At 63.1% G+C, this 11,943-nt stretch carries 6 protein-coding genes; 1 reads left to right on the forward strand and 5 read right to left on the reverse strand.

Annotated features, from left to right (window positions below):
- Positions 1-55: 55 nt before the first annotated feature.
- From NKH38_RS20300 to NKH38_RS20320, 5 genes are all read right to left on the reverse strand, one after another.
- Positions 56-1,567 (reverse strand): malonate--CoA ligase, encoded by a 1,512-nt coding sequence (locus NKH38_RS20300; RefSeq protein ID WP_031238356.1) that lies wholly within the window; start codon positions 1,565-1,567, stop codon positions 56-58.
- Between the two features lie 230 nt (positions 1,568-1,797).
- A complete protein-coding gene (locus NKH38_RS20305) occupies positions 1,798-2,535 on the reverse strand; it encodes a GntR family transcriptional regulator (protein WP_023694237.1) in 738 nt (245 codons plus the stop codon).
- A 493-nt stretch (positions 2,536-3,028) separates the two neighbouring features.
- Positions 3,029-3,706 carry a ribulose-phosphate 3-epimerase gene (rpe, locus tag NKH38_RS20310; RefSeq protein ID WP_023729671.1) on the reverse strand — a complete coding sequence of 226 codons (678 nt, stop codon included), beginning with the start codon at positions 3,704-3,706 and terminating at the stop codon, positions 3,029-3,031.
- A 303-nt stretch (positions 3,707-4,009) separates the two neighbouring features.
- On the reverse strand, positions 4,010-7,882 hold the full coding sequence (locus NKH38_RS20315) for a DUF7929 domain-containing protein (RefSeq protein WP_352762723.1): 3,873 nt from the start codon (positions 7,880-7,882) through the stop codon (positions 4,010-4,012).
- A 10-nt stretch (positions 7,883-7,892) separates the two neighbouring features.
- Positions 7,893-9,848 carry an NHL repeat-containing protein gene (locus tag NKH38_RS20320; protein WP_352762725.1) on the reverse strand — a complete coding sequence of 652 codons (1,956 nt, stop codon included), beginning with the start codon at positions 9,846-9,848 and terminating at the stop codon, positions 7,893-7,895.
- A gap of 501 nt (positions 9,849-10,349) precedes the next feature.
- Here NKH38_RS20320 and NKH38_RS20325 point away from each other — a divergent pair.
- A complete protein-coding gene (locus NKH38_RS20325) occupies positions 10,350-11,942 on the forward strand; it encodes an ABC transporter substrate-binding protein (protein ID WP_352762728.1) in 1,593 nt (530 codons plus the stop codon).
- Position 11,943: the final 1 nt, after the last annotated feature.

The raw sequence follows: 11,943 nt of genomic DNA on the forward strand, positions 1-11,943 counted from the left end.
GCGAACAGAGATGTCCAGGCGAAGCGCTTGGGCAAAGACATTAGCCGGCTATGGATTAGCCGTAGAGACCCTTGTAGGTCTCGCGCAGCAGGTTCTTCTGCACCTTGCCCATCGTGTTGCGCGGCAGCTCGTCGACGAAGATCACCTGCTTCGGGTGCTTGTATTTGGCCAGCTGGCCGGCAATGGCGCCAACGATCTCGGCCCCGGTGATCTGCGATGCCGGCGCCCGCACCACGACAGCGGTGACGCCTTCGCCGAAATCGGGATGGGCAATTCCGATGACGGCACTTTCCAAGACGCCGGCAACGGCGTCGATCTCGCTCTCGATCTCCTTGGGATAGATGTTGTAGCCGCCGGAGATAATGAGATCCTTGCCGCGGCCGACGATGTGGACGTAGCCGTCCGCGTCGATGATGCCGAGGTCGCCGGTGATGAAGAAGCCGTCCTTGCGAAACTCCGCCTTGGTTTTTTCCGGCATGCGCCAATAGCCGGAAAAGACATTCGGACCTTTGACCTCGATCATGCCGACTTCACCCTGGCCAAGCGCATCGCCGCTGTCAGGGTCGGCGATGCGCAGCGAAACGCCGGGCAGCGGGAAGCCGACCGTGCCGGCGCGACGCTCCCCCTCATAGGGGTTCGACGTGTTCATGTTGGTCTCGGTCATACCGTAGCGCTCGAGAATGTCGTGGCCGGTGCGCTCGCGCCAGGCCTTGTGCGTTTCGGCGAGCAGCGGCGCCGAGCCGGAAACGAACAGGCGGATGTTCTTCGCCGCCTGGGCATCCAGCCCGTCCTGCTGCAGGAGCCTGGTATAGAAGGTCGGCACCCCCATCAGCACTGTCGCGCGGGGCAAGAGCGAGACGATGCGGCCGGCGTCGAATTTCTGCTCGAACAGCATCGAGGCGCCGGCCATCAGGGTGACGTTGGTGGCGACGAACAGGCCATGCGTGTGGAAGATCGGCAGGGCATGGATCAGCACGTCATCCCCGGTGAAACGCCATTGCTCGACCAGCACGCGCGCATTGGAGGCCAGGTTTTCGTGGCTGAGCATGGCGCCCTTGGAGCGTCCGGTGGTGCCCGATGTGTAAAGGATTGCGGCCAGATCGTCCGGCCCGCGCGCCACGGCGTCGAAATCCGTGGGCTGTTGTGCCGCCAGTTCGGTCAGCGAGCCCTCACCATTGCTGCCAAGCGTGAAGGTGGCAGCACCCGACGCCTGCGCCAACGGCGCGATAGCGCCGGCGCGGGCCGGGTCGCAGACGACCAGCCGCGGCTCGGCATCACCGAAGAAATAGCCGAGTTCGGCCAGCGTGTAGGCGGTGTTGAGAGGCAGGAAGACCGCGCCGGCGCGCAGGCAGGCGAGGTAAAGGAAAATGCATTCAGGGCTTTTTTCGACCTGCACGGCAACGCGGTCGCCCGGCTCGACGCCGAAATGCCTCAGCGCATGTGCCAGCTGTGCCGATTGCGCCAGCATGTCGCCATAGGCGATCGCGCGTCCGTCATCGGTCGCGATCAGGATGCGCTCGGAGGCTGAAATCCGGCTGCGGAACGCGTCGAACAGGTGATTGGTCATGCGCATTCCCTAGAGATGATGCCGAAAAGTGTGAAGCGGTTTTCGGAGGACATCATGCTCTATCCCTTTGATTTAGAGCCGGATGGCTTTGGAACAAAGGAAACGATTTCGCCTCCGTCCGGCAAAAACGTGAAATCGGGTTTGCCGCCGATCAGATGAAGTCAAGCGGACTTGGATAACGGGCGATTTTGGATAGCGGGCGGATTTTGGATAGCGGACCGGAAGCGCTTCTATCTGCGGCTGCGCAGCGCCTTGGTGGCGCTCACGCGTGGATCGCCGCTGTCGTTGAAGCGCTCCATGCACATGGCTGCCGTCAGACGGTAGTGGTTGAGGAGGGCTTCAACGGCGCCGTCGGCATCGCCATCCACCGTGCGCTCCGCAATCAGCCGATGTTCACTGATTTCGTCGCGCTCGCTGCCGTCCTGGGAGATCAGCCGGTAACGGGAGGCCTGATCCGAAAGCTGGTCGCAAAAGCCGGTCAGCCAATGCGATCGGCAGCCTGCGATTAGTGCCCTATGGAAGGCGCGGTGCAGCTTTTCCCATTCCGGATTGTTCGAGGACGGGTCCTCCGGCAAGCGGCGCGGGGCACGCGCCAGGCGATGCAAGGCCAGCACGAGCTGCTCTTCCCATTCGCCGGTGCGGTTGGCAATGGATTCACGCAGCGCCCGCTCTTCCAGCCAGCAGCGGGTGCGCGTCAATTCCTCAAGTTCCGGGGCACTGACCGGCATGATGAAAAAACCGCGCTGGTCGTGGCGGCCGAGCAGGCCTTCCGAAGCAAGTCGGTTGAGGGCCTCGCGAACCGGTGAGGCGCCGGCGCCGTAACGGGAAACCACCCATTCGACACGAAGCTTGCTTTCACTTTCAAACACGCCGCGCAGGAGATCGTCGCGAAGCTGTTGATAGACCGTACTAGCGAGTGTGCTCTTGGGTCCCGCGCCTTCGCTCACATCGGCAGATCCGTAGGTCAATATGACTCCTGTAGCTCTCCCATGCTCCGCTAGCCCGTTCGCGAAGCAAACGATTTCCCCTGTAAACTTACTGTAACTCCTAAGGCATCCGCCCCTCAAGCGAAAGATCACGATATTCGACTTAAAGAGGAAGGTTGACCGCATCTTATCCGCCGGAAGTAACTAAAATCGTGAAAAACTTGTTCTTCTGAAGAAAGTTTGTCTGCCAGCATGGCAGGTGCCCTCGAGAAACAGCTTCGAGATCCGAATACGGATAATTTTTTCTTAACGCGCGTCATGCCGCCGGATTGACCTCTCCCCGCATGCAGATCCCTTCGGCAGTTATCCACTAGATTTATGGGCCAAAACTAGTGCCGGATGCCGCGATCCTGTCGCTTGCCGCGATGCCCTTGCGGCTGCCACCCGTTGACGGCTTTTTGGGAGATCGAAGGATCAGGCAGGGAGATCAGGCCGAGGAGAACCGACCAGCCGGGAACTTGCCCTGGAACTGATGTCAGCCGGCAGCCCGGTCGGCCGCGGTTCGGATGGCTTCTATATTGGCCCGATAGGCTTCGACGCTGCCGCCCTTGAAGATGGCGGCGCCTGCCACCAGCACATCGGCGCCGGCTGATGTGACCAGGGGGGCGGTTTCCGGCGACACGCCGCCGTCGATCTCGATGCGAATCGGCCGGTTGCCGATCAGCGCTTTCACCCGCTTGACCTTGTCGACCATGGCCGGGATGAAGGCCTGGCCGCCGAAACCCGGATTGACGGTCATGATCAGGATCAGGTCGAGCCGGTCGAGCACATATTCGATCGCACTTTCCGGCGTCGCCGGATTGAGCGATACGCCGGCCTTCTTGCCGAGACCCTTGATGGTCTGAAGCGAGCGGTCGAGATGCGGTCCGGCCTCGGCATGCACGGTCATGCCGTCGCAGCCGGCATCGGCAAAGGCGGCCAGATAAGGATCGGCCGGCGCAATCATCAAATGGCAGTCGAAAAAGGCCTTGGTGCGGTTGCGGATGGCCTTGATCACCGGCGGGCCGAAGGTGATGTTGGGCACGAAATGCCCGTCCATCACGTCGAGATGGATCCAGTCGGCGCCGGCCGCGGTCACCGCCTCGACCTCGTCGCCGAGCTTCGAGAAATTCGACGCCAGCACCGATGGCGCGATCAGGGTCTTCCTGCTCATGATGCGGCCCCTTTGGGCGCCCTGTTTGCGGGCGCGGCCTTGACGACTGCTAGAGCAATTCCAGGAAAAGTGGGAACGGCTTTCCGTCCGGAATTGCGTGAAAACAAAGAGATAGAGCGGTTCGGCGTTTCCACGAAACGATGAACTGCTCTAGACTATGATCCCGGAAAGGGAAAGTCGGTATTTGCTGCGCCCGGCAGCGGGTTCGGCGAATACCTGGCCGCCTGATCGCCGCAGCGCGCCCAAGGAAAAAACCCGCCGAATCGCTCCGGCGGGGTTCTGAATTTTGACTCGTATCAGATCCTATGGCTTGAAGTTGGCCGCCGGATCCCTTTGCGGCTGTACCTGCGTCTGCGGCGTGCGCTTCGGTATGAACTGCTGAAGGACACCTGGATTGAGCAACAGGGTCGGGTCGAGCGACGGCTGCTGCCGGATGGCTCTGCAGTTCGGGAACCGACCAACGGTGCCTTCGGGGCAGCGCCGCCTGATGATCGGCACGCACTGGCCGCCGACCATCTGCGAGCCCGGGGCGCAGTCTCCCACCTGCGGCCTCGGCTTGCGGCATGCGCCGTCGATCACCTGGGTGCCGCGCGGGCAAACACACTCGCCGCGCTTGTTGTGCACCTGGCCGCGTATGTCGCACTGTTCCAGCACAGGCTTCTTCTGCCGGCAGGCATTGCCTTGCACCTCGGTACCCCGCGGGCAGACACAATTGCCGTTGGCGTCGTGGACCTGGCCGCGGATCGAGCACTGCTCGGGCTTCGGCCGGATCGGCCGGCAGACCTTGCCCCTGACTTCTGTGCCGTCCGGGCAGACGCAATCGCCGTTGGCGTTTTGGATCTGACCACGGATCGAGCATTGTTCAGGCTTTGGCCGGATCGGCCGGCAGGCTCCATTGCGCACCTCTGTCCCACGCGGGCAGACACAATCGCCATCGGCGTCATGAACCTGGCCGCGTATGCCGCACTCCTGAGGCTTCTGCTTGTCGCGCACGCAGGCGTTTGCCTGTCGGTCGAGATGCGTACCTTCCGGGCAGTAGCAGCCATTGCCGTCCGACGTCGGGACCGAACCGGGGATGGTGCAGCCAGGCTTGTCGGTCTTGACGCAAGCGCCGTTCTCAAGCTCGGTTCCGCGCGGGCAGACACAGCGTCCATCCTCGGTGCGGATCTGGCCCTTGAGCAGCACGCAGGGCCTCGGATCCTTCGGCTGGATGATGACGCCGCCGTCGGGCGAGCACTGGCCGTTGCGGAACGTCGTGCCTTCCGGACACACGCACCGGCCGGCATCGTTCATGACGAAGCCTGGCGAGCATTCCTTCTTCACCTCGCGCTTGATGGTGAACGGATGGCAGGCATAGGCCTTGCCGCGATCGCCCTGGACGTTGGTCAGGTCGCCGGGCAGTACGTCGCCGCCGCCTTGCACCCTGGTGTCGGGAGACAAGACGCCGACGCAGTTCTGGCCGCTGACGTTGCCCCGCAGATTGACCAAGGGAGCGTCGGGAAGGACCACGGTGACCTTGTGCACATGGCTTTCCCCGGCGCCGAGCGTCAGGTTGGCAATGCAGGTCAACGGCAAGGTCGTCGGTTCGGGCGAGCAGCCGAAGGGAGGTTCGATCGAGGTGATCGCGACGCCTTGCAGCCGCCCCAGCCCGTCCACCCCGATCGCATCGCCGATGCGGACCGGACCGGAGAAGGCGGTCTGGCCATCATTGGTGATGGTGATCTCGAACGAGCAGGGTTGCCACGGCTGGCACTCGGCATCGCCGGTCTTCTTGACGCTAATGGTGGACGTGCCGCCGCCCTTGGCGCAGGCCTGGCCGATCGGGTAGACGACGTCGTCTCCAGGGGCCGGGCCGTATGAGCCGCGTGCGCAGTTCTCGAACGCGCCATTGGCCAAGACCGTCACGTCGAAGTGCCTGGAGGTTCCGGGCGTCATCGCGGCGCCGGGTATCTGGCATGACAGCGCATTGGCCGGAACCGCTCCGCAGGCCCATTCCGCACCGTCGGGTGTGACGGTCTGGATCTGGACCGGCGCGCCACCCGATATCAGCGTGGCAGCATCGTTGACCCGCACCGGACCGGTGGGGGCAGAGGTGCCAAGGCTGATGACGGTGATGCGGCAGGAAACCACCGCCGCACCGGCGAGCGAGCCATTGCAGACCTTGGTGATGCGTAGGGTCGGCTTGCCGCCATTGGGATGACGGAAGCGTTCCTTGGCGCAGGCCTTGTTGTTGGTGAGGTCGACCTCACCGGGGACGGGCTTCAGCGCCGCGCAGTTCTCGACCGAATCCGACTGGTAGCCGGCCGGCATGACCGCCCTGACGACGATCGGCGTCGATGCGCCCGGCATCAGCACGATGCCGGCATTGTCGCAGCGGAACTGGCCGGGACCGTTCGGTCCGCATGTCCAGGGCGGAGACGGGCCGAAGGTCGAAGAGGCCGGCGCGCCGCCCGGGTAATTGTCGACAACCGTCAACGGCCCATTATAGGGGACGCTGCCATTGTTGATGATGTCGATCACGAAGTAGCAGATGCCGTCGGGCGTGCAGACCGGGATGCGGGCACGCTTCTTCAGGATCAAGTCGACCTTCTTGTCGACCGGGGGCCGGCAATCGCGGTCGCGGTCGCCACGCCGGCAGATCGGGATCGAGGCACAGCCGCGATCGTTCTGCTGGCTGCCGAACAGCGGCTTGCCGCTGGCGCCGTAATTATAGGTGGCGCAGTTGCGCAACGCGCTGCCTTGCCAACCACCCGCCGGCTTGAAGCCGAGCTTGAGGTTGATGGAGGCCCCCGGATTGAGCGTGGTCACCGGATAGGTGCACGTCATCGGGGTCACGCCGGGCATGCATACCCAGGGCGGGTTGGGCCCTGAATCCAGAGTCGAGCCGGCCGGCAGCGTCACCTCGTCGAGCACGATCTTGCCGTGATACGGCCCGTCGCCGACATTGGTGACCTTGATGGTGAAGTCGCAGCCGCCGCCCATCGTGCAACGCGTCACGTCGGCGCGTTTCTCGACCTTGAGGTCCGGTTCCTTGTCCTTGGGGGGACATCTCAAGTCACGCGGGATGACGATGTCGATGGTCTGCGTGCAGCATAGTCCCCAACCCTCCTTCGGGCCGGCATAGGTCTCGATGCCGGTGACGATGAGGTGGATGACGTCGCCGGGCGATGCACCGACGATCTTCCAGTTCAGCACACCGCCGCCCGCCGGCACCAATTGCGTGTCGGGGATGATGGTGATGCCTGGGGTCGTCGTCGATACCTGCACCCATTTGCCGCCCATCTCCGGGCCGACAGGCATGTGGTAGATGAACGCGCCGCCGCCTTGCACGCAATCGACCGTGCCGCGCTCCACCTTGAAACATTCCCGGTCGGGAGGCGGAGGCCGCTTGTCACAGTTGGTGAGGTCGATCTTGATCGAGGTCTTGGCCCCGGTCTTGTAGTCGCCGTCGTCGGGCTTGCCCGGATCCTGCGACGGGATGATGGCCCCCGTGCCGACGCCCGGCGTTACCTTGATCATGCCCTGGTTGTCGACGATGGTCGGCGAAGGAAACGCCGCATGGTCGATCTTGGCGGTGATCTTGAAATTGATGACGCGTTCATTGCCAGCCCCAGCGCCGTCGAGATCGGTGGTGGAAATCCGGAAATCGGAAACCGTTGCCGTATCGTTCGGATTAGCCGAGGTGCTGATTGTCGCACCCGGCAGCGGTCCGCCAGACGCATCCGTGCCGTCGCCGGACACGTTGACGTTGACGATCGCAAGACCGTGCGGAAGCTGATCCTTGAAGTCGAGTTGGAGTTTCTTCCGCCTGGCCGAAAAGCTTGGGTCGGCAAAGCCTTGCGGGTCGCCGCGCAGGCCAAAGCTCAGGGAGTAGACGACGTAGTCGCAGCTCCTCTGTGTGCCTGTTTTGGTGAAGAACGGCACGATCCGTTCCGGCCTCGGATTGACGATTTTTGAATTGTCGAGGTCGAGCCGCAGTTCCGGAGTGATCGGGACTGCATCTTCGGCGTGGCTTGCCACAGGGGTGAACATGGCGACCGCGATACCGGCCGCCATCAGCCAGCGCGCGCCGCGCCTGGCATATGACAGGGGTTTCATGATGGTCTCCATGACGGTTGGCTGCTTGCCGTTGGATTGACTGCTGTTCGCGGTCGGGGAAAGTGCGAGATTTTTCATCTTCCCCTCCTCAACGTTCGCAGCTGACGGCTGGGGTTCTGAGCGGCAGAGTCATCTTGCAGCAAGGGTAGTAGCCACCCTTGTCCTTGTCGGACTGCCTGTAGAAGCAAAGTCCAACATCGACTCTGTCGCCCGGAGAATGGCCGGTGATGTCGACCGTGTAAGGCTTACCGGGAGCATGCGACTGGGGTGATGTCACCCCGACGCCTGGTGTCATGGACTGGACCTTGATCGAATCGCCGCCAAAGCCGGCATGGTCATGGAGATAGAGGTCGGCCTGGAGGCCGCGAGGCGTGCAGTAGAACTGAACATCCTCGACATCGATGCACGGAGGCAGATCGCCGGGCGGTGGGAAGCCCGGCGGATAGAACGGCGGCAGATAACCGCCTGGGATCTCTTCATAATAGCCGGCACGGCCGTCGCAGGGGTGCCAGACCTCGACGTCGCCGACATGGCCTTCCACTTCTGGGTCTTCGAAATAGCCGTCGAAGTCGACGAACCACGAGCCGAAAGGCGGCACGTTGGCCGGCTTGACCAACGGCGTCGGCGTGATCTGCACGCCGTGCACGGCAAGCGGCCCGCCGGCGGCGAGCTGGTCGGCAAGTGTCGGGTTGTCGCGCAGCTTGTCGCCGGTGTTGACCAGCGTGTCGGTGCACACGCCGGTGTCGAGATTGCCGTCGGCGTCATAGCCATATTGCAGGTCGAGCCCACCGGCCGACTGCCGGTTGCCTTGCGGGAAGCCGACTGCATATTCCTGCGGCTCTTCCACCCAGACCGATTCCGTCGCCGGATCGTCCGGGTTTTCGCGCCAGTAGCGGATGACCTCGCCCTTGCCGGAATCGGCGAACTGGCTGTAATCGTAGCGATTCTCGACCGGGCCGCGCTGCGCCAGATACATGAAGCCCTGGTTGTCGAAGGCGATGTCGGTGACGGCGTAGTCCTTGTCGGCCTTGACCGTCAGCTCCCAGCGCGGATCACCGGCAAAGCTGCCATCGCGGGCAATGCCAACCGACCAGATCTCGGCCTTTTCGCCGACCGAATAATAGAGCCGGCCGCCATGATAGGCGACGGACCAGACGCGGCGTTCGTCCTGCGTGTAGCCCCATGTGTCGGGGTCTTCCGAGTCGAAGGCAGCACCCTGTATGTCCATCACCGCACCGTCATCGGCGACGGGAGCCAGCCCATGCGCCGGCCGCCCGGCCACGCCGTGATCGAATGTGTCGATCAGCGTGCCGTTGGCGTCGAGGCGGTGGATGAAGCCCGTGTCGAGGTCGCTGGCGAAGAACTCGCGGTGATTGCTGTCGAAGCTGATGTCGCCGATGCCGGAACCGCTGTTGGTGTCAATGTCGGCGAATTTGGAGACCGCGCCGGTGATGCCGTCGATCTTCCAGATCGTGCCCGGACCGCCACCGCTTTCGGTGCCGAACTGGCCGTCCATGAAGACGGCGCCTGCGGTTCCGCGGCGCTGTCGCTCGGGCCGACCGTCGGCATCTTCGTCCGGGGTGACGATACGGATGCCGTGCAGCGAGGTCGCGCCGGCATAGAGGTTGGGGACGCCCGTGGGAACGCCGTCGCGCACACCGTCATCATAGGTGATGGCGAACACCTGGCCGATCTGTTCGGCCGTCACCTCGAAAGGCGGCGGCGTGTAGACGAGCTGGCCGGAAGCCGGTCCGCCGAGCGCCGAAACGTCGAAGACGCGCAAGGTGGCGCGCGTCGTGTCGATGAAGGTTTCGTCGACCGGGTCGACGCCGGGCGGCAGCCCCCCCCTTTCGGAATCGGCAGAGTCGAAATTGGGAATGACGGTGCCGGAAAATCCGGTGACCGCCATCGAGCCGGGATAGATGATCTGGGTTTCCTGCGCTTGGGCGGCTGTGTCCAACCAGAGCGTGGCGCTCAGCGCCAGGGCAAGCAAACCGCCGGCCAGATGGAGCGAACGGCGCAAACCGCCGCTTGGAGACGACATGGACGCGCCGCGATCGCAGGACATAAAACTCCCCCCGAAGTTTTCGGGAGGAACATCCGGTCCGGCCGCGCGAAACAGGGCAAGGCGCGGCGTTCCGGCACGTTCGTCCCTGATCGAATTGTCTGCTTTCCTCATCTTCACGATACGCCTGCTCCTGCGCAGGGTCAACGGAATCAGCCGAAAGCCCAGCGCATCGACTCCATCCCGAAGGCGGTGGTCGCGCTGAGCTTGCGTTGGTCCCGGAGACCGTGGAGCCTCTGGGGTCCTGGTCATGGGGCATCCTTTCCGGCCCGCACCATGCGGCGCCTGGTAGTCAGTCGCAGGCTGGAGCGGAAAGGTTCATGCAAAACGGCGGCCGGGTCTGTCCGCCATTTCACAGAGGCGCGGCCAATTCCTTGTGTCAACTCAAGGTGGAAAACAGTCTTGGCGCGCGAAAGACCGGCCGGCTTACTTACCGTCAGTGCCGGCTTCTGCTAGCGTCTTCCCAACCCTGGGGGGATCATGACACGCAGGCACTTCGTTCTCTTGCTGGCGGCGCTTTTTCCATGTGCGTTGCCGGTCCATCAATCCGTAGCCAAGACCTTGGTCTACTGCACCGAGGTTAGCCCCGATACGTTCGATCCCGCACTCGCCTCCGGATCCCGCGACGCCTCGGCCACCGCTCTCTACAACCGCATGGTCGAGTTCGAGCCCGGCACCACCAAGGTGCGCCCCAGCCTTGCCGAAAGCTGGGAGATTTCCGACGACGGCCTCACCTACACATTCCACCTGCGGCACGGCGTGAAATTCCACAGCGTCGAGGGTTTTACGCCGAGCCGCGACTTCAACGCCGATGATGTGCTGTTCACCTTCGACCGGCAGGCCAACGCGCAGAACCCGTTCAACAATTACGCCAAACGCCAGTACATTTACTTCGACGGCATCGGCATGCCGGATCTTGTCGCCGGTTGGCGCAAGCTTGACGACCATACTGTGGTGATGACGCTGAAGGCGCCGCATTCGCCGATGCTTGCCGACCTGGCGATGGATTTCGCTTCGGTCGTTTCCAAGGAATATGCCGACAAGCTCGTCGCAGAGAAGCGGCTTCTCGACCTGGCGCTGAAGCCGGTCGGGACGGGTCCGTTCCAGCTTGTCGACTACCAGCAGGATGCAGTCATCCGCTACAAGGCCAATCCGGACTACTGGCGCGGCAAGCCGAAGATCGACGATCTCGTCTTCGCCATTGCCACCGATGCCAGCATTCGCATGGAAAAGCTGCGCGCCGGCGAATGCGATCTCATGCCCTATCCAAATCCGGCCGACCTGGAGGCGATCAAGGCGACGCCCGGAATCAAGGTCATGCGGCAGGAGGGCCTCAATACGGGATACCTCGCCTTCAACACCTTGCAGAAGCCCTTCGACGATCCAAGGGTGAGGAAGGCGATCGCCATTGCCATCGACACGCAGGCGCTGGTCGACGTCGTGTTCCGCGGCACCGGCGAAGTCGCACGCAATCCGCTGCCGCCAACCTCCTGGGCCTATGACAAGACGAGCCCCGATCATGTCTTCGACCCCGCTGCCGCCAGGCAGGGGCTCGCCGATGCCGGCGTAAAAGACCTGCACATGAAGATCTGGGCGATGCCGGTGCAGCGTCCGTATAACCCGAATGCGCAGCGTATGGCCGAAATGATCCAGTCCGACCTGGCAAAGATCGGTGTCACCGCGGAAGTCGTGACGTATGAGTGGACTGAATACCTTGCCCGCTCGAAGTCACGCGACCGCGACGGCGCCATGCTGTTCGGCTTCACCGGCGACAATGGCGACCCCGATAACTTCCTGTCGGTCCCGCTTGGCTGTGCCGGCGTCGGCACCACCAATCGTGCCAACTGGTGTTTTCCGGCCTTCGACGATCTGCTCAAGCAGGCAGCCGGGATCGTCGATCCCGCTGCCCGCGCAAAACTCTATTCGCAGGCGCAAACGATCTTCAGGGAGCAGATGCCGTGGGTCGCTATCGCCCACTCCGTGGTCTCGATCCCGATGCGCGAACAGGTGACGGGCTATGTCATGGACCCCTTTGATCACCACGATTTCTCGGGCGTCGATATCAAGGAATAGC

Source organism: Mesorhizobium sp. M1078 (genome assembly GCF_040318615.1).
Classification (GTDB): domain Bacteria; phylum Pseudomonadota; class Alphaproteobacteria; order Rhizobiales; family Rhizobiaceae; genus Mesorhizobium.

What these genes read in the sequence shown, in the direction of transcription:
- rpe (WP_023729671.1), bottom strand. Translation starts at nt 3,706, where the DNA reads ATGAGCAGGAAGACCCTGATCGCGCCATCGGTGCTGGCGTCGAATTTC.
- NKH38_RS20325 (WP_352762728.1), top strand. Translation starts at nt 10,350, where the DNA reads ATGACACGCAGGCACTTCGTTCTCTTGCTGGCGGCGCTTTTTCCATGT.
- NKH38_RS20300 (WP_031238356.1), bottom strand. Translation starts at nt 1,567, where the DNA reads ATGACCAATCACCTGTTCGACGCGTTCCGCAGCCGGATTTCAGCCTCC.
- NKH38_RS20320 (WP_352762725.1), bottom strand. Translation starts at nt 9,848, where the DNA reads ATGTCGTCTCCAAGCGGCGGTTTGCGCCGTTCGCTCCATCTGGCCGGC.
- NKH38_RS20315 (WP_352762723.1), bottom strand. Translation starts at nt 7,882, where the DNA reads ATGAAAAATCTCGCACTTTCCCCGACCGCGAACAGCAGTCAATCCAAC.